Genomic DNA, 26,975 nt, shown 5'->3' with positions numbered 1-26,975 from the left:
TAAGTTTACTGCAATAAGGTATTCAGGGTCATTAAGCTAAGTTATCAAACTTTAATGCAGAAATTTCGATAGAATGTCTAGTCAATATAAACGTTCTGAAGTACCATAATTCAATTTTGCTATAAGTATGGCTTTCTTTGTACAAATTTAATCAGCTTTTATCAATTTTTGATGCAAATAATTGATACTAACGACTGATAAGAATTGTACGTGGTTGTGTTTTTTGTTTTAATTTTTGGTGAATAGTTATGTCTGCTGTCCAACCTGTGCCTCCAAACCCCCCAGTTGCCAAAAAGTCATGGGGAGAGGCGGCAAAAGCCTATCTCGATCGACGCGCCATTATCATGTTGTTCTTAGGGTTTGTCGCTGGTATTCCCATCTTGCTTATTTTTTCAAGCCTGTCACTGTGGCTGCGTGAGGCTGGTATTGATCGCAGTGTAGTAACGATGTTTAGTTGGGCGGCGCTTGGGTATTCGTTCAAGTTTATTTGGGCGCCATTGGTCGATGCCGTGCCACTTCCTATATTGACTAAACTATTGGGCCGTCGTCGTAGCTGGATATTGATTGCTCAATTGATGATTATTGTGGCGATTTGTCTGATGGCAAGTATCAATCCAACCAATGAAGGTAGCCTTATTTATATGGCAGTTGGGGCGGTTTTACTTGGTTTTTCTTCCGCTACTCAAGATATTGTCATCGATGCTTATCGCATTGAGCTTGCTCCCCCAAGTCTACAGTCGGTATTGTCTGCCATGTATACTGCAGGCTACCGTTTGGGTATGATTGTCGCTGGGGCAGGCGCGCTATATTTGGCGGATTATTTTGGTTCAACTGAAGCGTTTTATAGTTATGAAGCGTGGCGCAATACTTACTGGGTTATGGCAGGGGTCATGGGAATTGGGGTCGCGACCACTTTGATTATTCATGAGCCAGTCAGCAATCAGGTACGCGTTGAACGTAAAACATCAGACTATTCACGTCTAGTCTTGGTATTTGCGTTATCAGTCATAGGTTTTGTGTTCATATTCGCAAATTTAGGATCATTATTACCTGCGACAGAAAGTGCGCTTTTAGGGTTTTTGTATGAATTGGTGCGTATGGCATTGAGTCTGACAGTAGCTTTGGCTATCGGTTATGGGTTGGTAAAAGCGAACCTTGTAGAAGCAGAAGTTGCCAAGACAACATGGGTTGAGCCTATCGCTGATTTCTTTCGTCGTTATGGCAAAAAAGCCTTGTTGCTTCTAGCGCTTATTGGTTTATATCGTATTTCAGATATTGTGGCTGGGGTAATATCCAATGTTTTTTATCAAGATATGGGTTTTACCAAGACTGATATTGCCAATGCAGTAAAATTAGTCGGCGTCATTATGGTGATCGCTGGAGGATTTTTGGGCGGGTTGTTGGCGCAAAAGCTACGTATGATGCAAGCCATGATGGTTGGGGCAATATTGGCTTGTGCGACTAACCTGTTGTTTGTATTGTTGACATATCATCCTGGTAGTTTGCCGTATATGTACTTAGCAGTAATATTTGACAACCTTGCTGCAGGTCTTGCAAGTGCCGTATTTATTGCCTTTTTGTCTGCTTTGACTTCTATTCGCTTTACTGCAGTACAATATGCGATATTCTCGTCGCTTATGACGTTGTTACCCAAAGTGCTGGGTGGTTATTCGGGTACTATCGTCGATAACACCAGCTATCCGTTCTTTTTTATTTTTACCTTTGCGATCGGTATACCCATTTTGGCACTGATTTATCTTGTCGATAAACATATTATTATCGGTGACAATGATGATATTTATAGTGACAACGATGATAATGGTAGCGGCGGTAATACTGTGACTGGTTTAACTAAAACCAATCCAAACCTAACCGATACTAAAGAGCCGCCACGCGCTACAGACTAGCGACAACGATTAGCTGTGTTTTGTCCCAAATTGTTAGACAGTATTTTTATGAGTAATCTATGACAGCGTTCACCATTTATCAAATAAAGCAGCAAATCTGGCAACTAACAAATGGTGATACAGGAGGGACGCTGCCATCATTCTGGCTAACGGATTGGTTGCTATATATCATCGATAAGCCAAGCTCATTTTTAATCACTGATGAGAACTACGAGCTATCTGATAGTGAGCTTGAGAGATATAATAATGGCATTGCCAAAATGCAGGCTGGCACACCGCTCGCGTATTTAACGGGACAGCAAGAGTTCTGGTCGCTTAGTTTTACTGTCAATAAGCACACTTTAATCCCTCGACCTGACACTGAAGTGTTGGTTGAACAAGTATTAAAGTGGATACAGTCTCAGCCAAAGAGCTTAGATAATATTAATAAGCCAAAGCGGCTGTTAGACTTAGGAACAGGTTCAGGCTGTATCGCTATCAGCTTAACGCATGAGTTAAAATATCAATTGAAACAGGATAGTTGGCAAACGGTCGCAGTTGATTTATCAGCAGAGGCATTGAAAGTTGCTAGACACAATGCCGCTGTTAATGATGTTGCCGATATTGAGTTTGTACAGAGCAGCTGGTATGGCAAGTTGTCTACTCAGGACGAAAGTTTATTTGATGTGATTGCCTCCAATCCGCCTTATATTGACGAGTCTGACGAGCATTTAGCACGTTTAGTAGCTGAACCGATTAGTGCGTTAAGTGCACCTAATCATGGATTAGCCGATATAGAGCATATTGTGCAGTATGCACCGAAATATTTACGTACAGGTGGACTGTTAGCGCTTGAGCATGGTTTTGATCAGGGCGCAACTGTCCGGCAAATATTGGCAGATAATGGCTTTATAGTCGTACAAACGGTGCAGGACTTTGGTGGTAATGATCGGGTGACGCTTGGACAAATTTGAAGATTGGCTTCAGTGTACAGTTTCTTAAGTAATAACTTTGGTAGTAAATATGACTCATACAGTAGAAACAGTGGTGCTATCAGATGATGAGCTAATGCGTTACGCACGGCAGGTGTTGCTTGACGGTTGGGATGTCGATGCGCAGCTACGCTTGAAATCGTCTCGTGTGGTAATGATAGGCGCGGGCGGTTTAGGTTGTCCAGCTTCTGAGACTTTGGTACGTGCAGGACTTGGGCAAATTCATCTGATTGATGATGATGAGATTGAGGCAAGTAACTTACAGCGGCAAACGCTATTTTTACCTGAAGATATCGGTCGGCCTAAAGCGTTGACCGCTGCCGAAATGCTTGAAAAGATTAATCCCTTGATATCTGCTCGCGGTACGGTTGCACGCTTGAATGAAGACAATGCTTATGATTTGCTTGATATGACAGCAGGTAAGCCCAGTCTTTTACTAGATTGTACCGACAACTTTGCCACACGTGACATCATTAATCGCATTAGTGTGCGCTTTCAGATACCATTATTGACTGCATCAGCAATTGGCATGCAAGGTCAATTGGCATTGTTTGAGCCGCAGTTAAATACTGGTTGTTACTACTGCGTCTTTGGCTCAGTCACGCATAATGCAGAAATTGATGAACGTACCTGTGCCAATTCTGGAGTGCTTGCCAGTACCACGGCTATTATGGGTAACCTGCAAGCCAATGCTGCTTTACAGTATCTAGGATTAACCAAAAATCCACTGATTAATAAGCTGCTTTTGTGGGATGGTAGCCGGATGCAGCAGCGACTGATGGGCTATCGGCAAGACAAACATTGTCCTGTGTGCGCTGCTTAGTTATTTTACTATTTATTTAGTGTCACATATTAAATGACACAATATATTTTATTATCCAATTTTGTTTCTTAATTATAGTTGTCTTCTATGAAAATTCATCGTCCTCATTTACTCAAGCATTCGTTCAATGTGGTCAATCGTATGCGTCAGACGGTCAGTGTCGCGGGCTTATCTGCCTTTAGAGTTGCAAAAGGCGAGAAGCCTGATGCAAGACTATTAAAAGATACTTTTGAGCAGCTTGGCACGACTTATATCAAAATTGGTCAGTTTATAGCCAGTACACCTTCGTTGTTTCCGCGTGAATATGTAGAAGCCTTTCAAGACTGTTTGGATCAAACAACGCCATTATCTTATACCTACATCGAGCAGGTACTGACAGCTGAGCTGGCAGTCGATGGGCAAACACTGGCGGATAAGTTTGCGTTCATTAACGAAAAACCATTAGCATCCGCCTCTATCGCTCAAGTACATGCCGCGCGTTTGCATAATGGCGACGAAGTGGTATTAAAGGTACAAAAGCCTGAAGTCGAAACCATTATGCAAACGGATTTGGGCGTGTTGCACGGCGTGACTAAAATTGTTGAGCTGCTTATGCCATCAATGAGGTTTGCCAGTATTGCACCGATTATCGATGAGATTCGTCTGCGCATGTTGGCTGAAACTGACTTTATTAGCGAGGCACAAAATATTCGCGATTTTCAGCAGTTTTTGAGCGTATCGGGGAACACAAAAGTAGTAGCGCCAGAGGTCTATGATGATTTGACGACCAAACGCGTCCTGACTATGAGCCAATTACACGGCGTTTCTATGATTGATGAGACGGCTATGCGTCAGTATTGTGACGATCCAGCGCAAGTGATGGCAGATACGTTAAATACGTGGTTTGCAAGCCTTATGTTTTGTAATAGTTTCCACGCTGACTTGCATGCTGGCAACTTGATGCTGTTAACCGATGGTCGAATTGGGTTTTTGGATTTTGGCATTGTGGGTAAGTTAAAGGCTGAAAGCTGGCGTGCTTGTATGGGGATGATGCAGGCATTGCAAGATAATAACTATCAAGCGATGGCGCAGCATATGATCGATATGGAGATGACCCATGGCCGCAGTAATGTCGATGCCCAGAGCTTAGCAAATGATCTAGAGCGCATGATGAAAACCATCATGGCAGAAGACATTACGTTTACAAGTGGGGTGCCTTTTAATAGTAAAGAGCAGGCCGATGAGCTTAACCAGATGATGCTCGAAATTGTCGAAGTCGGCAAACGTCATGGTATTCATTTCCCCCGTGATTTTGCTTTATTGACTAAGCAGTTGTTGTATTTTGATCGGTTCATGCGTACGCTTGCCCCTGATATGGATATGTTTAGCGACCAACGAGTACAGATACTGGGGCAGACTGATACTAGCCAGCATTCAGCGCCTGCACTTAATATGTCATAGTTTTAAGCTTCATCGCTGCTTTTAAGCGCTATCTATAGGTTTTTAACACAAAGGATTGTGTGCTGATAACCACAAATTGGCTGCGTCATGATGACTACCTCCAAAAGCCGTATTGTCCCTATTATTACTCATGAAACCACTATCGCTTGGATTGGACTTTACTGTCTGGCGGTAGTGATGGGTTATGGGCGCTTTTTATTTACAGCGACCTTACCTGATATTATGGTTCAAATGTCGCTGTCGACCGCTACTGCTGGATGGCTCGCCTCAATTAACTATATTGGCTATTTTATTGGCGCGCTCATTGCCATATTTGTGACACAGCGACACACGTGGCAAATGCTGATGCTATGGACGATGGTTAGTGTTATTACGACGATGATGCTTGTCGTACCAAAAATGTCATTAAGTCTATGGTACTTTATCCGTTTACTAGCAGGTGTCGCAAGCGGAGTGGCGATGATTTTAAGCTCGTCATTAGTGATTCAAAGCTTCAGCGATGAGCGTCGCTCTATACTTTCTACGCTGCACTATGCTGGGATAGGAGTGGGTATTAGCCTGTCAGCCGTATTGACTTGGTGGTTGTTATTGCTCGGCTATCATTTTGATATTATTTGGCTGGTAGCGGGCGTGAGTAGTTTGCCGTTACTCTGGCTACTTTACGGTCTACGTCCGACAAATAGCGATGCTGCCGTATCTAGCGAGTCAACGATAGCAGATGCGCCGACCAGTCTTACTCATCGATCTATACGCCAAACCTATATTAATTTTAAACGCTCATTATATAACGCTGTTATCGGTCATACCAAAGCCATAGGGTTGTTATCAGCAAGCTATGTATTAGCAGGATTTGGTTATATTACTTCAGCGACTTTTTTACCAGTTATGGCAGCACAGCGGCTTACTATCCAGAGCTATGCTGGGCTACTTATCTGGTTGCTGGTTGGTATTTTTGCGATGCTGTCGAATCCTCTGTGGGGTGCGCTTGCGAAGCGTATTGGTGAGACCAAAACCTTAATGGGTTTAACTCTATTACAAGCGCTAGGGATGCTTTTACCTTTGTGGTTTAAAGGGGCGTTTGGCTTATATGCGAATGCCGTTATTTTAGGACTAACCTTTGTCGGTATGGTGTCAATGACCTTAAATATCATCAAAAATATCAATCCCGCTTACTCTAATTTGCTTATAGGATTGGCAACTTTAGCCTATGCGCTTGGGCAGTTTATCGGACCATTGGTAACGGTTGCTTTGGCTGGACAAAGCGATAATTTTAATGCAGGTCTATTGGTTGCAGCTATCGGTTTACTCGTTGGACTGGCTTTAATAGTGCTATTTTATCGGCTGCATAACAACCCACTCAAGCGAGTATTGTAAAGATGCCATAATGCCTTAAACGATGCTGCGGCTAAAGACCTCTCGTAACTCAAAGCTAGTATGGACTTGTGCAACGCCCTCGATACGATTTAGCCGATGTAATAAAAACTCTTCATAATGTGCCATATCGCGTACCCGTACTTTGATCAAGTAGTCCTCAGAGCGGCCTGTCACGATGCTACAACTGATCACTTCGTCGAAGCTTTGCACCTTTTTTTCAAACTGCTCAAAACGCTCAGCTGTGTGGCGATCCATACTAATGGCGATAAATATAGCAAGTGGGTAGCCAAGCTTTTCTGCATCTGTTTGAGTATGATAACCTGTGATAATACCTGTATCTTCTAGGCGCTTAACCCGGCGTGCGCAAGGAGTCGCTGACAAATTGACGTTTTCAGCCAACTCGGTAATACTCATACGGGCATCTGTCTGTAATAGACGTAAAATACGCTTATCAGTATCATCAAGAGAGTGTGTGGTTTGAGAGGCTGGTTGGCTATCAGTCATATCTTTTGTTCATCGTTAGTGATTTGTGCCGATAATATATATGATATTAGTGATAAACACTACTTACATGTGACAATTTATTTAATAAAGCTGTTTTTCACTTTAAAAACTTTGCTATTATAATGTTGTAACCACCATCTCTTGTGATAAAGCGATTTAGTTAGATACGTATTTAGCTCATTATATCGTCTAAAAGGATTCATTATGTCTAACCAAGACCCACGCAATGCGACCACACATACGGCAAAGATTACCCCTAAAAATGCCGCTTTTGATTTTCGTAAATATCGTCCATTTGCGTTTGCACCTTCACTACCGGATCGCACATGGCCAAGTAAAACTATTGAGGCATCGCCAATATGGGCGAGTGTCGATCTACGTGACGGTAATCAAGCTCTCATTGATCCAATGACTATCGAACAAAAAATGCGCTTTTTTAAAACTTTGGTGGATGTGGGTTTTAAAGACATTGAGATTGGGTTTCCATCGGCGGCGCAAGTTGAGTTTGATTTTGCTCGCAAACTTATCGAAGAAAACCATGTACCAGATGATGTGACCTTGCAAGTATTGGTGCAAGCACGTGAGCATCTGATTGCTCGAACCTTTGAATCTTTAAAGGGGGCCAAACGAGCCATTGTTCATGTTTACAACTCAACTTGCCGCGTACAGCGTGAAAAGGTTTATGGCAAAGATAAGTCTGAAATTAAAGAAATTGCAATCACTGGTGCCAAGCTATTGCAGCAGTATGCTGCCAAATATCCAGAGACAGAATGGGTATTCCAGTACTCACCTGAGAGCTTTAGCCAAACTGAAACTGAATACGCTGTGGAAGTCTGCAACGCCGTCTGCGACGTATGGCAACCGCAACAAGGACAAGAGGTTATTCTTAACTTACCAGCAACCGTTGAAGCCTCAATGCCTAATATTTTTGCCGATCAGGTTGAATATTTCTGCCGCAATCTTGCCCAGCGTGAGCATGTGATTATTAGTCTTCATACTCATAATGATAGAGGTTGTGCAGTTGCCGCGGCTGAGCTTGGTGTGCTTGCTGGTGCCGATCGTATCGAGGGTACGTTGCTTGGGAACGGAGAGCGTACTGGTAATATGGATATCATGGTGATGGCGATGAACTTATTCAGCCAAGGTATCGATCCTGAGCTTGATTTTAGTAATATGAGTGAAATCGTGCAAGTGGTGAGCGAGTGTAACAATCTACCGCTGCATCCACGTCATCCATATGTGGGCGAGCTCGTCTTTACTGCCTTTAGCGGCTCACACCAAGACGCCATCAAAAAGTCTCTTGATTATAATGAAAAGCATCAGGATGAGACTGACACTGTGTGGGACGTGGCTTATTTGCCGATCGATCCGGCGCATATCGGTCGTAGCTACCAAGACGTGGTTCGTATCAATAGTCAATCTGGAAAAGGCGGCGTTGCTTACATCTTGCAGCGCAACTATGGGTTTAATTTGCCACGCTGGATGCAAATTGACTTTAGCGGTGTGGTGCAAAAGCAGGCTGAGACAGCGGCACGCGAGCTACAAAATGATGAGATATTACAGACCTTTGAAGACACATATTTGCAAAAAGGCAATTTAGAGCTATTAGATTATAGTGTTAATAATAAGGGCGGAGCCGTTTATTTTAATGGTCAAGTACAAATGAATGACGATACTATTACGATTGACGGTACGGGTAATGGCCCATTATCATCATTTATTGATGGACTTGCACAGCACACTGGTAAATCCATCCATGTTATTAATTACGCTGAGCATGCTATCAATCCGCAGCACAATAGTGGTGATGGTATCGACGACGGCAACAACAGCGATAATAAGACCAATGCCAATGCGGCCGCTTATATTCAGCTTAACGTCGATGGCGAGGTTTATTCTGGTATTGGTACTTGTAGCAGTACGGTATCGGCGATGCTAAAAGGGGCACTCTCTGCATTTGCTCAAGCGCCAAGTACGGTAGCCGCTTAGTTTTAGTCACAGTTAAGCAGCATAAAACTAAAAACCGCCATATCTTTTATAGAGTATGGCGGTTTTTTTTATAGAATATAAGCTCTGCTAAATGCACATCTGTTCATCTATAGCATAAAGTTACTTGTGTGTTCGACAGCGAGGACTTACACTAAGACAGACAATCTATATTATAAGTATAAGGTTAATTATGGAACCAATCTCGTTTGCGTCATTTACGTTAGCTGCTGTTCTAGCTTCACTACCTGGTAATAGCGAACCTGTTAGTCAGTCAGTGATTACAACGCATATTAGTCCTGCTATTGCTGGGCAATGGGAAATAGATTTGGATAGTGGCATCACTATGACCAAAGAGGCTATAGCGAAGCAAATGGTAACAGGTAGTGCTCATGATATAGAGACCAATGAACCTGAGATAACTGTTAAAGCAGATGGTGTGTTGAATCAAAGCGAACGCCGTGTTTTTAAAGTCATACCCAATATAGCGCCTAGTACAATAACTGATGATAATATAAAGACGAAAAGTGCTACGCAGTGCCGAGAGTTATACAATTTTGGTGCAGATAACGAGATGTGGGCAGTAAGCGGCAAAGAATGGACTTATGGACGTTATTTGGTCACGCACCGTGAAGAAGGTTTGCCTATTATCGCCATCAAAACTATTTATGATAACAATGAAGTAGACTGTTCAGGCAATCAGATTGACCAGACTGACGAGGCGCTGATTGCTTATTTAAATCATGATGGCAATGAGATGCAGTGGTGTGCTGATCCTGAAGGCAAACAGTGCTTTATGAATTTTCATAGAGTCCTACCATAAGCAATAGGCTTTAGTGTCTTAATCATAACAATCAAAAAACCGCTCCTTTATAAGAGAGCGGTTTTTATTTAAAGCATCAATATTCTCATTATTTTGCAGTTTTAGTCTTTTGTGATTTAAGCATTTCTTCTTCAAGATAATGGATATTCTGAGCTTCATTAACGAAGTTTTCATCTGCCAAAATGACATCACGATGCATAGGAATGTTGGTTTTTATACCTTCGATAATAAGCTCATCAAGCGCATGTACTGTTTTTGCAATAGCTTGCTGGCGAGTCTGGCCATGGCAAATGAGCTTACCAATCAATGAGTCATAATAGCTAGGGATCTCATAGCCGGGATATAAATGCGAATCAAAGCGTACGCCAGCTCCACTAGGTGCGTATAGCTGTGTAATTTTGCCAGGCGAGGGCATAAAAGTTACTGGGTCTTCAGCATTAATACGACATTCAATTGCATGACCTTGAATTTCAATCTCATCTTGACGATAAGATAAGCCGTAACCTGCAGCGATTTTGAGTTGTTCAACCACCACGTCGATACCAGTGATCATTTCAGTCACAGGGTGCTCAACCTGTACCCGCGTATTCATCTCAATAAAGAAAAATTCGTTATTTTCAAACAAAAACTCAAACGTACCAGCGCCGCGATATTCAACCAGCTCACATGCTTTAACACAAGCTTGTAGTATTGGTTCACGGACATCATCCGGAATATCAGGAGCAGGTGCTTCTTCTAACACCTTTTGGTGACGACGTTGTAGTGAGCAGTCACGATCATAAAGATGAATGGCATTACCATTACCATCGCCCAGTACTTGGATCTCAACGTGGCGCGGGTTTTGTAAGTAACGCTCCATATAGACAGTATCATCGCCAAACCACAGCTCAGCTTCTTGTCTTGCCGCTTGTACTTGACCGACCAACTCATCAAAACGTTCAACGACACGCATACCACGACCACCACCACCAGAAGCGGCTTTAATGATCAACGGGAAGCCAATATTACGAGCTTGTTCTTCCGCATTGTGCATCGTTACAGCACCGACTGAGCCGGGAACAGTTGGTACGCCAGCTTTTTTCATGGCATTAATGGCAGATACCTTATTACCCATAAGTCGAATATGATCAGCATTGGGGCCTACAAAAGTTAAACCAGCTTCTTCGATACGTTCAGCGAATTCAGCATTTTCGGCCAAAAAACCATAACCAGGATGAATGGCATCAGCACCAGAGATCTCAGCAGCTGTTAAAATAGTACTGATATTCAAATAACTTTCACTGGCATTTGGTTTACCGATACAAATAGCTTCATCAACGAAGCGTAGATGCATGAGGTTTTCATCAGCAGTGGAGTAAATACCGACAGTCTCTATACCAAGTGCTTTACACGCACGTACGATACGTAGAGCAATCTCACCTCGGTTGGCGATGAGCAGTTTTTTTATCATAGGGTCATCCTCGTCAAAGCGGCGTTGATCAATCCAATCGTTACACATCACTCATATAATATGAGTATGAACGAGGTATTGAACGTAACAAAGTAAGGTGTAGCGAGTACAATTAGGCTTTATAACGTATAACAGGCTGGCCAAACTGTACAACCTCAGAGTTGTCCACTAAGATTTCGTCAATGACACCACTTTGAGTTGCTTCAAGTGGATTCATGATTTTCATCGCTTCAATAATACCAAGTGTGTCGCCAGCCTGTACGGTTTGACCAACTTTTACAAACGGTGGGTCATTAGGACTAGGAGCAGCATAGAACACACCAACCATCGGTGAGGTTTCAACGCTTCCAGCTTTGACAGATGCTTTGGCTTCAGTAGCAGCTATAGGTGCTGCACCCATAGCAGGCGCTGCCATCATGGTTGGAGCTGGTGCATCATAGTGACGAGTTAAACTGATATGCTCATCATCTGAACTCACTTCTAAATTGACCAGTTCATTTTCTTCCATGAGAGCGATTAGTGTGCGTATTTTTTCAATATCCATAGTTTTAATGACGCCTTTTTTTTAAATTGAAGAAAGAAATAGTGTAACAAAATATTGTTTGATTGACTGCTAATGATACCTATATTCAACGCAATGAGCAATCAATGTACAGTTGTTAACTGGAATTTTTTACATATTTTTGACGCTAAGGCGAATAATAGTAACATGCGTCCCATATTTGTTGAGTTTTTCTTAACATTGATTAAGTCCATATGGCCGTCAGGCGCCTTTGTTGGTAACGTAATCGTAAAGTCAAAAGGATTGAGGATAAAAACAAACCAGTAATGAGCGCCATCCAAAACCCCTGTGCACCAATGCCTGTAAAACGTACTAGATAGACACCAAGCGGCAAGGCGACCATCCAATAACAAAAAAGCGTCACCCACATCGGTATGGTGGTATCCTGCATCCCGCGTAATATCCCAGCAACATTGACCTGCCAGCCATCAAAGAGCTGATAAGCCAGCGCGAAGATTAACAGATGCATAGCCTGTGCTCGTAACTCAGGATTGTCGGTAAATGCTGCGGCAAGCTGTGGTCTAAACATCCAAATACCCAGCATGCAGACAAGCGCAATGAGCACTGTCCAAATAAGTCCAGTTGCTTGTACGTGTCGTAAGGCGAGCAGATTCTTTTCGCCAAAACGATTAGATACCATGATAGTCAGCGCCATCGCGACTGATATCGGAATCATAAACAACTGAGAAGTAACTGCTAGGGCGACTTGATGTGACGCCGTTGCGATCTCACCTAATGGGCTAATGACCAATGCGCCTAAGCTAAATAAGCTGGCTTCAAAAAAAATAGACAAACCAATGGGAATGCCAAGTTTAAGGAGCTTGGTTATTTGCTCTCGGTTGGGAGCAGTAAAGCTGTAGAAAAAACGAGTACTGGCAAATTGTTGACGCTTAGAGAAGGTAGTATAAGCGCCCAAAATCAATACGTTAATCCATAGCACTAGTGCTGTTGCCACACCGCAGCCAGCACCGCCCATCTCGGGCATGCCAAATAATCCGTGGATAAAAATATAGTTGAGCGGTATATCTGCTAATAGACCAATAATACTAACGACTGTGACTGGCTCAGGTCGACTCAGTGCTTCACAATAACTACGTAATACTGCATAAATGGCGAGCGCTGGGAAACCAAAAGAAACACCATGTAGGTACTGTGCAGCGATAGGCTGAATGTTCTCTGGCACACCCATTAAGCCAAGCACATTTGGCATCAAATTGACAATAATAAAACCGCAAATACCGATCACGCTGGCGGTCCATATAGACTGCTGAGTGATGTGTGGAACTTGGCTGTGTTTGTTTTGCCCTATTGCTTCCCCAATTAGGGGCGTGGTAGCGATTAAAATACCTGTTGCCAATAAAAACAGCGGTAGCCAAATACCAGAGCCAACAGCCACGGCAGCCAAGTCAAGTGCTGAGACACGTCCCGCCATAATGGAGTCAACAACTCCTAACGCTGCTTGGCAAAATTGGGTAATTAAAATAGGTAGCGCAAGCACGCCTAAACGTAAGCTGTAGCTTTTAAAGTCTGTAAAGGATAATGGCAAAACCATAGTTAGCAACTTTTCATTATTCACGTTGGTTATTGATGTTTAAACACTGCCATCAGCAAATCGTTGGTAAGGCAGTAACATAGAAACTGTGCTGACGATAATACTCCGATAAATAATATGAGCAAGTCCATATAGCCAAAGTTTGAAAATAAAAATGACGTCAATAAAACAAAAGCAACCCGCCAATTCAAATGATGAACTGACAGGTATCCTTGTATTAAATGGCTAAGAAGCCAGACTGTAATTTTAATGCTTAAAAAACGTTTAAAACTTTTTCAGAGTCGTCTGGAGTTAATCATCATATGTATACTTATAAAAGCTCATATATTCAAAGATCATAATGATTCAGGCAAATCTTGTACGATTGCTTGATAGCCAATCAGTTTATTATTCGCATCAAATGCCTGCACGACAATAGCGTAGTTCGTCGAGACATTTGGAATAACAGGCGTGAATTGTGTTTCGCTATTAGCCAATACAGCATTCTGTACATAACCGTTGGCGCCAGACTCAGCTTTATTGACATCGATTTGGCTGACTAATACTTGTTTTGTGTTAGTTGGATTCTTCCAAGTGACGGTTTTTTGGTTACCATTACCAGTGATGTCGAGCATCATGGCACCTAGTGTATAATCGAGTGCATAAGTGGTAAAGTTAGAACGATCACTCAGAGTATAGGTAACCTTACAATTGTCTTTGGCAGCTGAAAGGGTGGTGCCACCTAGACTGTCTTGATATTCAAAACTGCCTCTCCATGGTGAGCCTACTTGGTTTTCCTTAAAGCTACCTGCAAAGGTAGTCATTAAGTTTGGCGTTTCAAGATCTAGATCATTGATATATTTGATGTCTAAAAATTCTGCTGTATCAAGGCTACCTGTTACCTTGCCCGTAATATAATTGTCTACTTTAAAGCCCGTATTGACATCGAGTGTGCGGTTTTCTTGACAAATCTGCTGTTGGTAACTGATACGCCCATCAACGCTACCAGCGCCGTCATCACTGATATCAAAATATATCGCTCCGATATCAATGTCGCTATTATCGCCATCATCAAGCTCGGTGAAGTGACCAACATAGAGACCGCCGCGCCCACCCTCTGGCGTCAATTTGTCTAAGAAATTATCTAATGACTCTTCTGGTAAAAATACAGACTCCAAAATCTCAGCCATGCTTTTTTCGTCATCAGTCAGCTTATCTTCGACTTCTTTATACTTATCTTTGACTTTATCTTCTACACGATCATACTCGTCTTTCACTTGGTCTTCGATGCGATCGTATTCTTTTTTAACTTTATCACCATCGCTGCCGCAAGCGCTTAGTGTCAGTCCTAATACACTGACTGTTAATACAGATAGTACAAGTTTGGGTGCGCTCATAAATGAGTCCTAGAATATGGAAATAGTGTAATAGTGTAGATAAAAATCAAGGCGTCAATATAGCAAACTTTGGTAAGGTAGTGCTACAAAAACCTTTGACCCATTACTTATGAGCTCATACTAGCTCCAGCATCTCTGCCATATCCATGATAGCCTGCCAATGCTTAGGCTCAAGTGGTATTACGGTCAGTTGCTGGCAGCCCTTTCTAAGTAGTAATGAATCCTCAAGTGCAGGGATAAATTTTAGCTCAGATAGGGGTAGGGTTTCTTTAAAAGCTCGCTCAAATGTTACATCGACCATATACCATCGCGGTTCCTCAATAGTTGCAATGGGGTCGTAATGCCGATGTTCAGGATGAAACTGGGTTGGATCAGGGTAACCGGCTTGGCTTATTGTCATAATGCCAGCGACGCCAGAGGGTTTTGCACTCGAATGATAAAAAAACACTTTGTCATCTACTTGCATATCATCGCGCATAAAGTTACGCGCACGGTAGTTACGTACGCCGTCCCAACATTCTGTACCCAACCGTTGTAGGTCTTCAATACCAAAAAATTTTGGATTAGATTTCATTAGCCAATATGCCATATTCGTTATCCTCATATTTGTCGTATGATATTTGATATACGTTTTATCTAGCTTGCCTGTTAGATGGCATTGATGATAGTCGTGTTTGTTTAAGTATGGTTTTACAGCTGTTCGTTAAACGTCTCTTTAATAAATGCAATTGATGAATACAATGCTTTTCTTTCAGTGACGTAGCCGTTATCCTAGCCGTATTTTTTGCGGTTTATCGCCGCTTTTTATTGAATAAGTTTATGTTATGTCGATATCTAAAAGTGAGAATATTACCATGCGAGCTGATATTAACGGTGCTTCTTGTATAGACGCGACCATTATACCGTTGGCGCTGTATATTCATGTTCCATGGTGCGTAAAAAAATGCCCTTATTGCGATTTTAACTCGCACGAGCTAGGCGCTGATGTACAGCTATCAATGTATGATGAGTACGTAGATGCACTCTTGCTAGATGCGCAGATGCAAGAGCCTCTGACTCAAGGACGCCAGATTGGCTCAATATTTATAGGCGGTGGTACGCCGTCATTATTACCGATTATTCAATACCAGCGTTTATTTAAAGGTTTACAAGACTGCTTTGAATTTGCCAATGATATTGAAATTACCATGGAAGCAAATCCTGGAACGTTAGAACATGCACCATTTGCTGAGTATTTAAAAGTGGGTATTAATCGCTTATCTATCGGGGTACAGAGCTTCGCTGCTGATAAGTTGCAAACACTTGGGCGTATTCATAATCCTGATCAGGCAACAGCCGCCATTCAGGCGGCTCGCGCTGCTGGCTTTGAGCGGGTCAATGTAGACTTAATGCATGGGTTACCGCAGCAGTCGCTTAGCGAAGCGTTATACGATATTCAAACGGCACATGACGCTGGCGCAACGCACATCTCTTGGTATCAGCTGACGATTGAGCCCAACACCGTATTCTATCGCAGTCAGCCTATCTTACCTGATGAGGACAGCTTGGCTGATATTGAGGAAGCAGGGCAGGCTCTGCTACAGCGTCTAGGCTATGATAATTATGAAGTATCGGCATGGGCAGGCGCGTCAGATAAACCGTGTCGACATAATGTCAATTACTGGCAGTTTGGCGATTATTTGGCCATTGGGGCTGGCGCACACGGTAAAGTGACCTTGAACAGTAATGACTTAATAAGTAAAGATTTGCAAAACGATGAACTACTATCAAAGACAGGTATCTACCGTTTTAGTAAGTCACGCTCTCCAAAAGACTATATGACTTATCAAGATGCACCAAAAATGGTCAATTGGCAGCCAATCGCTGATGATGAGTTGGTCAGTGAATTTATGCTCAATGCGCTGCGTTTGCACGAAGGGGTAGCATGGACATTGTTTGAGTCGCGAACAGGGCTAAAATATGAGCGTGTAGCGCCACAAGTGAATGAGCTAGTTGAGCAAGGTCTCTTGATAGATGATCCTAATCTGTTGCGACCAACTTTATTAGGTCATCGGTATTTAAACCAGATATTGCGTGCTTTTTTATGATGTTTGTAGGCTCAAGCTGTTATGCATTTGCATAGATGACCATTATCTATAAATTACCACTTTTAAAAACCAAAAAAAGGACTTACCAAAAGGTAAGCCCTTTAAATACAGAATCTAAAAATTTAGCAATTAGATTTTGTTTTGTACGTCTTGTGCACCACCACTTACTGCTTCGCCAGCACTTGATACGTCTTGGCCTAGGCCTTTAAAAGTGTTGCAACCAGTCAATACAAACATAGCAGTCAAAGATGCGATAATTACTTTTTTCATAATAATGTTCCCAAAATGGATAGGTTTATTCGAGTAATAATAAGCATGTTGCTTAGGTATTACCAACGATGTGCAGGATAAATGGCAATATCATGATATCAGTTAGGCATAAATAAATAGGCTGTTCTGATATCATCAAACTGTCTTGATATCCATTGAAGCCATGATAATCAAAGTTAAAATCTGTGCCCAGTATCAAAATGTAATTATTGACAATAAACTGTAACTTTTAATTACGGTTAGTAGTTAGCTGGTTTACATAGCTGTCAGTTGACGATAGTGCATAAGAACAACATTGGACCAGTATGTCGCAAATAACATCAATCTTTTTAATCCTATTATGGAAATTTTATGACCATTCATATCGTGCTAGTGGCACCCAAAATGCCTAGCAATACTGGCAATATTATTCGTTTATGTGCCAATAGTGGCGCGCAGCTACATTTGGTGCAGCCACTAGGCTTTGAGCTGGATGATAAAAAGTTACGCCGTGCTGGATTGGATTATCATGAATACGCACACTTGCAAGTGCATGCTGACTGGTCAGCAGCGAAGAAAGCATTATTTGAGGCAGATTGCCAGACAATCACAGCGCTGACGACCAAGCTTAGTAAACCGTTTTATGATTATGATTTTATGGTGCAATTAGATACTAGTACCGACAACATACCAGCGGTAGCGCCTAGCGTAGCACTGGTTTTTGGTTCTGAAACCGCAGGTCTAGCGGATGATATACGTGAAGATATTGGCGCTAATAATTGGTTAAGACTGCCAATGTTACCTGATTCTCGCAGTCTTAACTTATCTAATAGCGTGGCAATATGTCTCTATGAAGTATGGCGCCAGCAGGGATTTTACGGTGATACAGGTCGCAGCACCGGTTATGAGACTCTCACTGTTTATGACCCAAAATAGCAGCCTATAAAAAAGCGGTTTTTATAAGCAGTTAGGCGGCTTTGGGAGGCCTGACAAACGATTGACATGACGGGCAACTAAGCCAGTATTAAACAGTTGCTGCAACTTTTGGTTGCTGATATCGTATTCAGGCAAAGTCTGCTGTAGCCATTTAATCAATGGGCGAGTAGCTGGCGCGTGATTAAACCTAGCAAAAAAAGCCCGGACTTGATGCAGGATGGCTAGGTGCTCGTCATTTAGCTTGACATCTAATGTATCTGCCAGTTGTTGGGCGATAGCAGGTGTCCATATATTATGGTCACAAAGATGACCGTCTTGGTCTAAAGCAATGTTAGACATAGTGATATTAGATACAGTCATAAGGATATGGTCACTACTTTGTCAAACTGTGGGTCTTGGGTCATAGTAACCCATTCATCATCAGTTAAAACACCAGCCAGCTTGGCGTTTAGGTTTAATTTGGCAGTCGTATTATTACTGAGATTTGCGACATCATCCGCTAGAGCATAGATTGCTGTGATACCTTCTATATCACTATCACTCAAATAAGCATTTAGCCATTCAACAAAAGCGACAGTTGCGCCTAACAAAATAATACTGTCACCAGCCCGCCACGTTAGCGCCATCTCTTCTGTGCTTCGTCTGAGCTTATCCACTGTACTGTGTAATTGATATAAAGTTGCCATATTAAGTTTCCGAATGTTTACAAATAGCAAGGTAATATCTAAAAATATATACCATCAAAAAGCTAAGATCTGCTCAAAATCTTGTGAGTTAACGACTTCTGGTATTAGCGTAAGCTGCGCGGCTAAATCGCTTGGTACCATGCCTGTAAGCCATCCGCTAAATACATCCTCAGGTAGCCAAGCGGGCGGCATATCATATAGTTCAAGAGATTGAATCATACCGTGCAAACGCGACTTCGGCTGCATTAATAGTCCAAAAACAGGAGCGTCTAAATAAAGCTGCACCTCATGACCGAAAGTTGCAAGCGTCAAGGCGAGGGCACAACCTTCATAACTTGCCATCTCCGTTGGAGTGCGCAGCTGAATGAGTAATTTCATAGGTTATTTCTTATTATCCATGATGAATATTCGTACTTAATTGGCACTTAAAACTGTAGCAGACGGCAGTTGCCTTGCATCATTATAGCAAGCTCACTAAGTCCAACTAAATGAAAGCCATCGGCAATATTTTCACCATTTAGCTGATGGCGTGTGCTGTTATCACTATCACTGATACCGCGGCTAAGCGCAGTGCTGACGCATACAGGTAGCGAGAGCTGGTATTGCTTAGCAAGCGCTTGCCATTCTTGAGTTAAGTCAGTCTGATCCGCTGACTGCCAGCGTAGGCGATTGGCTGTATGCGCAGCGTCAGCGTAAAAAAAGACATTTAAAGGTTGCGTATCGTTTTCAATGATTCCTCGCTCATGCCTCTCATCAGCAAGTTGCGTCTGTTGCAACTTCATTTGTTTTAAAAAGGTACGAGCATAACGCAGCGCCAAATGCGCAAGCGGCTGGGTTGGGTCGGTCGTAATCAGGAGTAGCGGGGTAGCGTTCATAGTTATAAGCCATCATAAAAGTTCAGAATTCAAAGTATTATATTTTAGTTAGGTTTTAGTTTTGATCGTTATTGTACCACTCTGTAATCTGTTTTTTGAGATTATCAAACTCATTGGTCACGTCGACTGCGACGGACTTCTCTTTTTTTATCATTGCTTGCATATTGTCGATGTGCTTACAGTTAATACCTTTATATCTTCTAAGAGTTGAACGTTTTTTCCACGCAAAACATTTATGGATATTATCAGCGGCTCGTCATAACCTATATCCACAAAACCGTGCATTAAATGTTTGATAAAGGCATAGGTACTAGTTATTGAAAAATCACCTTACCTTTATAGTAAACCGCTTCGCGTCTTGGTAGGCGGGCTACTGCCTCCGCAGAACAAGAGGCATTGACCAGTATAAAGTCAGCGTCAGCGCCTATGAACGGCCAGACTTGCTTGCCTTGGTCGTCCAAAGGTAACGTATGATTGGCAATCATTTTTAACGCCCGATTCAAACGATATTCGTCAGTCCAATTATAGAGTTGCGCGCATAAATTTGCTTTTTGTAGCATATCGCCCGTTCCGAATGGCGAAAAGTTATCCATAAGATTGTCAGTACCAGTTAGGACATTGACGTTGTGTTTTTTTAAGGTGGGAACAGGCATTACTTGGCTGACAATTGGGACGCTGGAAACGATGCCGATACCATATTCTGCAAATTGCTCAGCGATAAATTCCAGCTCTTTTTGCGGCATCATAGCCAATGCGTAAGCATGGGTAATAAAGGTTTTACCTTGCAGTACCTTGTTTTCTTTAACCTTTTTTATCATATAATCCATCGCCGCTTTGCCAGAAGGCAGGTCTTCATGGAGATGAATATCGACACCTTTGTCATAATCTAACGCGATATCAAACATAATATCTAAAGATTTTTTCATATCGCCATCGACAACTGTGGGATCAAGTCCGCCAATGAAATCAATATCCATTTGAGCCGCTTCTCTCAACAAGCCCTCGGACTGCGAATAAAGAATACCGTGTTGAGGAAAGGCGGCTATTTCCCAATCAAAGCTGTCTTTGTAATTATCCAACGCTAACAGCAGATGTTCTAAGCTTTTTAACCCGCTAACGGGATCAATATTGCAGTGGCAACGAGCAAAAGTAGAGCCATAGCTTTGCATGAGCTGTATGCATTCTTCAGCTTTTCGCTGAGAGTCAGGAAGGAGTTTTGGAATTAATTTTTCCTCTAGACGAATCATATCTTTGATACTGCCCGTCCAAGGTGCTGCTTGCCAACCTGAACCGTAGTAAGTTTTATCGATATGAATATGCATATCTTGAAAAGTTGGCAGCATTAAGAATTCATTAGCATCAACTGTTTTTACATTAAGGTTCGTTTGACTCTCATTTGTCAGTTCTTTTTTAGTGATTGATTCGATTTTGCCATTAGAGATAAAAATATCAAAAAGCGACGTCTCTGTCGCAACAACTTCATTGTACTTATTGCGCACAAAACCGGTTTCTAATCGAATATTGCTAAGTAAAAATCCTTCATCGTCGGTCTTATTCTTAGGGCTGTCACTCTCTATATTTTGCTCAGTCAGCTTCATAGAGCTTCTCCACTATTTTTGGATAGATAATCTGTAACTTTACGGACGATACTATCTAGCAGAATGTATGCATCATCATTAGCTGCTGTAAGTTTGTGATTATTGATACTTCAGCTAACCATGCTACCATAAAGTTAACTTGGTCAAATACTGTATATATTGTAAGCAGTAGACTGGTAATACATAGACCACATTATTCAATATGACTCTCTCGTTAGAAAAAACTATGAACAAAACAGCTAGGTTCAGGTAGTCTTATTAATCCATGCTGTACGGAGCACTTATTATGTCATCGGCGATGTCATTTACTACAATCAATAACCAAAGCCATCAGCCCACAGCTGAACAGATCCAAGTTTTAAGTATTGCTAGTGCTTTTGCATATCAGATTTGGGAGAGCCGAACGACTTCTTGTCAGACGTTTTTGCGTAGCTATCCACTCGATCAAACATTAACTCGCCAGCGAATAGATGACCTTATTCAAGATTATACGTTAGATGATAACTACCAGTTGGGCGATGAGACGACAGTCATGAGAGGGCTGCGAAATTTGCGCAATCTATTGATGATGCGCTGGATTTGGCAAGATGCTTTAAGAATGATAGAGCTTGAACAATTGACGGATGAGCTCTCTGAATTTGCTGATGGCTGTATAGACTTTGCCAAAGACTATACTTATCGGCAACTGGTTACTCAATATGGCAAGCCAACTTTTATAGATGATAAAGGGGTGAAGCGTATTGACGACATGGCAATTATGGCCATGGGTAAACTTGGCGCTCATGAGCTGAATTTGTCGAGTGATATCGATCTGATATTTGTCCATCAAGCGCGCGGTGAGACTGATGGGGATAAGGCACAAGGCACGCGATGCATTGATAACAAGCGTTTTATGACGCGCCTTGGTCAAGGTATTATTAAATTATTGGATAATTGTACTGCGGACGGGTTTGTATTTCGGGTAGATATGCGCTTGCGACCATGGGGAGATGGTAGCGATTTGGCCATTCATCTGTCAGCATTACAAAAGTATTTTGCCAATCATGGACGAGCATGGGAACGTTTTGCTTGGTTAAAAGCACGCGTAGTCGGTCAGATTACACCGCCATTTTATGACGAGCTACAAGCGCTGATTAAGCCATTCGTTTTTCGGTATTACGTTGATTACAGTGCCTTTTCAGCATTGCGTGAGATGAAGTCACTCATTCAAAATCAAGTCGCACAGCGAGAGGACTTAGACAATATCAAGCTAGGTGCTGGCGGTATTCGTGATATTGAGTTTATTGTACAAGCTTTTCAGCTCATCTACGGTGGCCGTCATCCGCAGTTACAAGTCAAGTCGTGTCTACAAGCAATGATGGCTTTATGTGAACTTGAATATCTTGAATACTCAACCTATGAGCAATTACAAGCCGCTTACCGGTTTTTGCGTCGACTTGAGCACGGCATCCAAGCGATTAACGATCAGCAGACTCAGCGGTTGCCTAATGACGAACATTGGCAGTACAATTTGGCTCGCACTTTAGGCTTTGAGACTTGGGATGCGCTACTAACAATGCTCAATTTGCATCGCGAAAATGTCAATGTTCCATTTGAGCGTATGGTGACTGAACGACAAGTACCCGATCAAGAAGATACTGAGCTTGACCATGCCAACCTTGATGAGCAAATTGCGCAGCTTGACACCGTATTAACAGAACAAAACCGCGCCCAATTACAGACATTTTGGCAATCAAAAATGGTCTCCAACTTAAGCGAGGAAGCCAGAACCCGTTTAGATGATGCTTACCCAGTAATCGTGCATGCGTTGCTTGCGCATCAAGAACAGCAGCAGCTGGCCAATAGCGCATTGCCGCGTCTAATCAATTTACTTGAGGCAATTTGTCGGCGCTCAATCTACTTAGTCATGATCGCAGAAAACCCAAATGCAACGGTTGAGCTGATTCCGATGTTGTCTGCCAGTCCTTGGATTGCCAATGAGCTGGCACGGTATCCCGTGCTACTCGATACCTTTTTACAGCAGCGTTATCGTCATCTGCCAGATAAACTAGAGCTACACGACATTTTGCGTCAGCGTCTATTGCGTGTAGAGCCTGATGACGAAGAAGAGCTACTGAGTGTGCTGCGATTGTTTAAAAAGAACCAAGTACTGGCCGTTGCTGCTAGCGACGTCTTGGCTGAACGGCCCATTATGAAGGTATCAGATTCCTTGACCTATATTGCAGCTGTGGTGTTAGAGGCTGCACTGGAACGGGCTTTTGCAGAATTGGTCAAGCGCTATGGCTATCCTATCGCCCAAAATGGTGATCCAGTGACTGAAGCGGATTGTGGTTTTGCTATTATCGGTTATGGTAAGCTTGGTGGCCTTGAGCTGTCTTATTCCTCCGATTTAGATTTGGTGTTTTTACACAAAATAAAAGAGCAGGGCATGACGACTGGTGAGAAGTCAGTCAGTGGCATGAAGTTTGCGGCTCGTTTAGCTCAAAAGCTTATGACTTATCTCAATACGCAAACGCGTGATGGGCGAGCGTATGAAATCGATATGCGTCTGCGCCCATCGGGAAATGCAGGTATGATGGTGGTTTCTTGTCATGCTTTTGAGACTTATCAGCGCGAAAAAGCGTGGGCTTGGGAGCATCAGGCACTGGTTCGGGCACGGGCAGTATGCGGCGACAAACGTGTAACAGCGCTATTTTGCGATATTCGCCGTACGATATTGGCCTTGCCACGTACGCTTGATGAAGTACGTACGGAAGTGACAAGTATGCGCATCAAGATGCAAAAGCATCTGGGCACCAGTCAATGGCAACAACAAGCGGGCAAGTTTCATCTTAAGCAAGACGCTGGCGGTATCATTGATATTGAGTTTCTGGCACAATTTGTCGTGTTGGCCTATTCGCATAAGTACCCAAGCCTCACTAAGTGGAGCGACAACGTACGCATCTTTGAAGAGGTGGCGTTGCTTGGCATTTGGGAGGAGCAAGTCTGTCAAGATTTAACTGATGCTTACTTACGTATTCGCGCCGCCACCCATCAGTTAGCATTGTCTGAGCAATCACTACTGGTAGATGAGCTGCTATGGACAGAGACACGCGCACTGGTACAAGCTCAGTGGCAACATCTTATGGGTGTGTCCTCGAGAGAAGAAGAATAAGCGTTTATACGGCAAAGGCTATAAATAAAAGCCATGTTAGGATAAACTAAAATGTTTCATTTGTTTGGCTTGCCGATGATATAATCATTTACGCACTAATACGGACTCGGTATAAGCATACAATTTTAATTAAAACACTTACTTAAAACTCAATAAAAAGTTAGTCGATAGTACTAACATAAGGATTCTTACATGAATATGGCAACACAGGAAGGCAAGCTTTGGATGAACGGCACAATGGTTGAACAACCTGATGCCAAAGTTCATGTACTTACCCATAGTTTGCATTATGGTATGGCTGTGTTTGAGGGCGTACGTGCCTACCAAACCGCTGATAAGCGCACGGCGATTTTTCGTCTAAAAGACCATACCGACCGTCTGTTAGGGTCTGCAAAGATATTTCAAATGGATGTGCCTTTTGATGCAGCTACGCTTGAACAAGCGCATAAAGATGTGGTTAAACAAAATGAGTTAGCAGAAGCTTATATTCGTCCACTTATTTGGGTTGGCGCAGAAAAGCTAGGCCTATCCTCACATGGTAACAGTATCAACGCGATGGTTGCGGCTTGGCATTGGGGCGCATATCTTGGTGACGAGGGCATCCAAAACGGTATCCGCGTCAAAACATCTTCTTATACACACCACATGCCAAACGTCACGATGTGTAAAGCCAAGGCTTCAAGTAACTATCCAGTATCTATTATGGCTAACCAAGAAGTTACCCGTAACGGGTATGACGAAGCCATCCTAATGGACCCACAAGGCTTTGTGTGTCAAGGTGCAGGTGAGAATTTATTCTTAGTTAAGAACGGTGAACTACATACCCCAGATTTATCTGGCGGCGCACTAGATGGTATTACTCGTCGCACTATTTTACAGTTTGCCGCTGACTTGGGCATTAACGTCATTGAGCGCCGTATCACTCGAGATGAGTTCTATCTGGCCGATGAAATCTTCATGACAGGTACTGCTGCTGAAGTGACGCCTATTCGTGAGTATGACGATCGCACTATCGGCAATGGTGGTCGTGGTCCATTGACTGAGAAGCTACAAACCTTGTACTTCGATGTGGTACATGGTCGCAACGAGAAGTACATGGATTGGTTAAGCTTTATTGATTAATTATAAGCTTAGATTAACTGAATATTTCTATGTAAAAAAGCTAAGACTTATACAGGTCTTAGCTTTTTTTATGACTACTTGTATAAAGTATAGCTACTTAAACTTTTCTCGCCATTTTATTTTTTTATTTGTTTTATAAGGATTAGGGTAGTCACTATTAAGCCCGATACTATTTTCATAATAATGGTACATTTCTTTGATATTATCTAATTTATATTCAATCAAAGTCTCATAAAACAAATGCCAAAGAAACTCATCTTTTTCAAATGGACGTGAAAGGGTAACTGCAAAGTAAGCAAGCTTATGATAAAGAGATTCTAAAGCTTGATTGTCTATAAAAGTTATTTTTTTATACAGCTCAATGTATTTATCCCAATTATCGATAGAAAGCTCATGTTTTAATTTTTGATAGAGGCGTTGACTATTCTCAGGAGTGTGACGTTCGAGCTGTTTGGATAGCTCTTGATTGTCAATTGCTACAAGTCCTTTGCCAGTGAAATTGTAATTTTTAAGACGTGTAAAGTTATATGTAGTCACTAAGCCGATTAAACTGCCTTCAGGAGAAATAATACACACTGGCTTTTGACAAGCTAAGCCTTCTATAGCGACACGGCCCATTCCAGCAACACCTAAATACCCTGGTATCAGTTCCGCTATATCTCTAACTTCACCTAAAAACCTTACTTGAGTTTTGATATCAAGAGCATTGATACGTTTGCGTAGTTCTAATGGATCACCGCCGCCTGCGATGTCAATATTAGCTATATTACAACTATTTGCTGCCTGCAAAAACCGTAAAATCGATTCGTACTTTTCAGCACTTATACGACTTATTAATAGCCAAGCTGGTGTGATTTCACTTGTTTGATGTCGATATTCATTTAAATTAATTAAGTTGGGAATTATAGCCTTATTGGCGTTTCTAGCTGGCATAATGCTTTCTAGTAACTTAGAAACATAGATAGACAAACTAAAACTTTCACCTGTTAGCATTTGAATAAATAAACGATTAAATGGTTTGCGATATATATCTAAAGGTCCATGAACAGTAGAGATGACAGGGATACGACAAAGTTGAGCGGCCATTACAGCTGCACAGGCAAACAAATCAAGCATATGTATGCTTAGTAATTTAATATCATGACTCTCGATAGTGTTAACAACATGATCGACCAGTTTTATGAAGTCAGTCGCTAAAGACACGCTCTCTATATCAACTGTAGTAAAATGACAGGTATTGAATAGCTTAGCAATATTCGGATCAAAAGCTCTCTTGTTAGTTAGCAAGTAGACCTGGTAATTGTGTTTATTTAAATATTTAAATTCATCTATCCAGCGGGTCTCAATACCACCGATGCCGTCAAGGCGATGATAAATGAAAAGAATGTTGGTGGTTTTATTAGAATCATTAATAGACAATTCAGATGACATAAATTATTTCCTATCTATAAATTTTATCACAGAGATTATAAGCGCTTGGTAAGTACATGAGCTTAAAAT

At 42.1% G+C, this 26,975-nt stretch carries 24 protein-coding genes; 11 read left to right on the top strand and 13 right to left on the bottom strand.

The features are described 5' to 3' along the window. Positions 1–248: 248 nt before the first annotated feature. The 5 genes from ACS8FB_RS05735 to ACS8FB_RS05715 all read left to right on the top strand — a co-directional run bounded on the left by ACS8FB_RS05735 (position 249) and on the right by ACS8FB_RS05715 (position 6,515). Positions 249–1,907, top strand: coding sequence for an AmpG family muropeptide MFS transporter (locus tag ACS8FB_RS05735; RefSeq protein WP_439261476.1), 1,659 nt, complete (start codon positions 249–251; stop codon positions 1,905–1,907). Between the two features lie 59 nt (positions 1,908–1,966). Then, on the top strand, positions 1,967–2,860 hold the full coding sequence (gene prmC / locus ACS8FB_RS05730; RefSeq protein ID WP_439261475.1) for a peptide chain release factor N(5)-glutamine methyltransferase: 894 nt from the start codon (positions 1,967–1,969) through the stop codon (positions 2,858–2,860). 49 nt (positions 2,861–2,909) lie between these two features. Continuing rightward, positions 2,910–3,701 (top strand): HesA/MoeB/ThiF family protein, encoded by a 792-nt coding sequence (locus tag ACS8FB_RS05725; protein WP_439261474.1) that lies wholly within the window; start codon positions 2,910–2,912, stop codon positions 3,699–3,701. 87 nt (positions 3,702–3,788) lie between these two features. Then, the gene (locus ACS8FB_RS05720) at positions 3,789–5,141 is read left to right on the top strand and encodes an ABC1 kinase family protein (protein ID WP_439261473.1); all 1,353 of its coding nucleotides are present in this window, start codon (positions 3,789–3,791) and stop codon (positions 5,139–5,141) included. A gap of 87 nt (positions 5,142–5,228) precedes the next feature. Beyond that, positions 5,229–6,515, top strand: coding sequence for a YbfB/YjiJ family MFS transporter (locus tag ACS8FB_RS05715; protein WP_439261472.1), 1,287 nt, complete (start codon positions 5,229–5,231; stop codon positions 6,513–6,515). 15 nt (positions 6,516–6,530) lie between these two features. On the opposite strand, the gene ACS8FB_RS05710 is transcribed toward ACS8FB_RS05715, so the two are convergent. Beyond that, positions 6,531–7,019: an Lrp/AsnC family transcriptional regulator gene (locus tag ACS8FB_RS05710; protein ID WP_439261471.1), complete on the bottom strand. Its 489-nt coding sequence runs from the start codon at positions 7,017–7,019 to the stop codon at positions 6,531–6,533. Positions 7,020–7,223: 204 nt separating this feature from the next. On the opposite strand from ACS8FB_RS05710, the gene leuA reads away from it, so the two are divergent. Both leuA and ACS8FB_RS05700 read left to right on the top strand, forming a co-directional pair. Beyond that, positions 7,224–9,008, top strand: a complete 1,785-nt coding sequence (gene leuA / locus ACS8FB_RS05705) for a 2-isopropylmalate synthase (RefSeq protein ID WP_439261470.1) — start codon at positions 7,224–7,226, stop codon at positions 9,006–9,008. A gap of 190 nt (positions 9,009–9,198) precedes the next feature. Beyond that, positions 9,199–9,828, top strand: coding sequence for a hypothetical protein (locus ACS8FB_RS05700; protein ID WP_439261469.1), 630 nt, complete (start codon positions 9,199–9,201; stop codon positions 9,826–9,828). Between the two features lie 88 nt (positions 9,829–9,916). Here ACS8FB_RS05700 and accC read toward each other — a convergent pair whose 3' ends face one another. The 5 genes from accC to ACS8FB_RS05675 all read right to left on the bottom strand — a co-directional run bounded on the left by accC (position 9,917) and on the right by ACS8FB_RS05675 (position 15,357). Continuing rightward, positions 9,917–11,278: an acetyl-CoA carboxylase biotin carboxylase subunit gene (gene accC, locus ACS8FB_RS05695; RefSeq protein ID WP_299220398.1), complete on the bottom strand. Its 1,362-nt coding sequence runs from the start codon at positions 11,276–11,278 to the stop codon at positions 9,917–9,919. Between the two features lie 112 nt (positions 11,279–11,390). Then, positions 11,391–11,822: an acetyl-CoA carboxylase biotin carboxyl carrier protein gene (gene accB, locus ACS8FB_RS05690; protein WP_299220400.1), complete on the bottom strand. Its 432-nt coding sequence runs from the start codon at positions 11,820–11,822 to the stop codon at positions 11,391–11,393. A gap of 202 nt (positions 11,823–12,024) precedes the next feature. Further along, positions 12,025–13,392, bottom strand: a complete 1,368-nt coding sequence (locus ACS8FB_RS05685; RefSeq protein WP_439261468.1) for an MATE family efflux transporter — start codon at positions 13,390–13,392, stop codon at positions 12,025–12,027. A gap of 335 nt (positions 13,393–13,727) precedes the next feature. Further along, on the bottom strand, positions 13,728–14,768 hold the full coding sequence (locus ACS8FB_RS05680) for a hypothetical protein (RefSeq protein ID WP_439261467.1): 1,041 nt from the start codon (positions 14,766–14,768) through the stop codon (positions 13,728–13,730). A gap of 115 nt (positions 14,769–14,883) precedes the next feature. Continuing rightward, entirely contained in the window at positions 14,884–15,357 is a 474-nt protein-coding gene (locus ACS8FB_RS05675) for an EVE domain-containing protein (RefSeq protein ID WP_439261466.1), read from the bottom strand. A gap of 265 nt (positions 15,358–15,622) precedes the next feature. Between ACS8FB_RS05675 and hemW the strand changes: the two genes are divergently transcribed. After that, entirely contained in the window at positions 15,623–16,855 is a 1,233-nt protein-coding gene (gene hemW, locus ACS8FB_RS05670; RefSeq protein ID WP_439261637.1) for a radical SAM family heme chaperone HemW, read from the top strand. Between the two features lie 129 nt (positions 16,856–16,984). Here the strand turns inward: hemW and ACS8FB_RS05665 are convergent, their stop codons facing one another. Beyond that, complete coding sequence (locus ACS8FB_RS05665; RefSeq protein WP_290162464.1) at positions 16,985–17,125, bottom strand: entericidin A/B family lipoprotein; 141 nt, start codon at positions 17,123–17,125, stop codon at positions 16,985–16,987. Positions 17,126–17,476: 351 nt separating this feature from the next. Between ACS8FB_RS05665 and ACS8FB_RS05660 the strand changes: the two genes are divergently transcribed. Beyond that, a complete protein-coding gene (locus ACS8FB_RS05660) occupies positions 17,477–18,040 on the top strand; it encodes a tRNA (cytidine(34)-2'-O)-methyltransferase (protein ID WP_439261465.1) in 564 nt (187 codons plus the stop codon). A 21-nt stretch (positions 18,041–18,061) separates the two neighbouring features. On the opposite strand, the gene ACS8FB_RS05655 is transcribed toward ACS8FB_RS05660, so the two are convergent. From ACS8FB_RS05655 to ACS8FB_RS05635, 5 genes are all read right to left on the bottom strand, one after another. Further along, a complete protein-coding gene (locus tag ACS8FB_RS05655) occupies positions 18,062–18,400 on the bottom strand; it encodes a TusE/DsrC/DsvC family sulfur relay protein (protein WP_439261464.1) in 339 nt (112 codons plus the stop codon). Continuing rightward, entirely contained in the window at positions 18,397–18,726 is a 330-nt protein-coding gene (locus tag ACS8FB_RS05650; RefSeq protein ID WP_439261463.1) for a hypothetical protein, read from the bottom strand. Before ACS8FB_RS05650 ends, ACS8FB_RS05655 begins: the two co-directional genes overlap by 4 nt. Positions 18,727–18,780: 54 nt before the next feature. Further along, positions 18,781–19,104, bottom strand: a complete 324-nt coding sequence (locus ACS8FB_RS05645; protein WP_299220417.1) for a hypothetical protein — start codon at positions 19,102–19,104, stop codon at positions 18,781–18,783. 47 nt (positions 19,105–19,151) lie between these two features. Next, on the bottom strand, positions 19,152–19,601 hold the full coding sequence (tusD, locus tag ACS8FB_RS05640; protein WP_439261462.1) for a sulfurtransferase complex subunit TusD: 450 nt from the start codon (positions 19,599–19,601) through the stop codon (positions 19,152–19,154). A gap of 314 nt (positions 19,602–19,915) precedes the next feature. Beyond that, entirely contained in the window at positions 19,916–21,199 is a 1,284-nt protein-coding gene (locus ACS8FB_RS05635) for an amidohydrolase (protein WP_439261461.1), read from the bottom strand. Positions 21,200–21,497: 298 nt separating this feature from the next. Here ACS8FB_RS05635 and glnE point away from each other — a divergent pair, with 298 nt between their 5' ends. Together glnE and ACS8FB_RS05625 are read left to right on the top strand one after the other, a co-directional pair. Then, positions 21,498–24,353: a bifunctional [glutamate--ammonia ligase]-adenylyl-L-tyrosine phosphorylase/[glutamate--ammonia-ligase] adenylyltransferase gene (gene glnE, locus ACS8FB_RS05630; RefSeq protein ID WP_439261636.1), complete on the top strand. Its 2,856-nt coding sequence runs from the start codon at positions 21,498–21,500 to the stop codon at positions 24,351–24,353. Between the two features lie 192 nt (positions 24,354–24,545). Then, the gene (locus ACS8FB_RS05625; protein WP_439261460.1) at positions 24,546–25,475 is read left to right on the top strand and encodes a branched-chain amino acid transaminase; all 930 of its coding nucleotides are present in this window, start codon (positions 24,546–24,548) and stop codon (positions 25,473–25,475) included. Between the two features lie 93 nt (positions 25,476–25,568). Here ACS8FB_RS05625 and ACS8FB_RS05620 read toward each other — a convergent pair whose 3' ends face one another. Further along, positions 25,569–26,906, bottom strand: a complete 1,338-nt coding sequence (locus ACS8FB_RS05620; protein ID WP_439261459.1) for a glycosyltransferase — start codon at positions 26,904–26,906, stop codon at positions 25,569–25,571. Positions 26,907–26,975 lie beyond the last annotated feature (69 nt).

Source organism: Psychrobacter sp. 1U1 (genome assembly GCF_051847535.1).
Classification (GTDB): Bacteria; Pseudomonadota; Gammaproteobacteria; order Pseudomonadales; family Moraxellaceae; genus Psychrobacter; species Psychrobacter saeujeotis.
The sequence above is the reverse complement of the archived record's forward strand: the minus strand, read 5'-3'. Positions and strand labels throughout refer to the sequence as shown.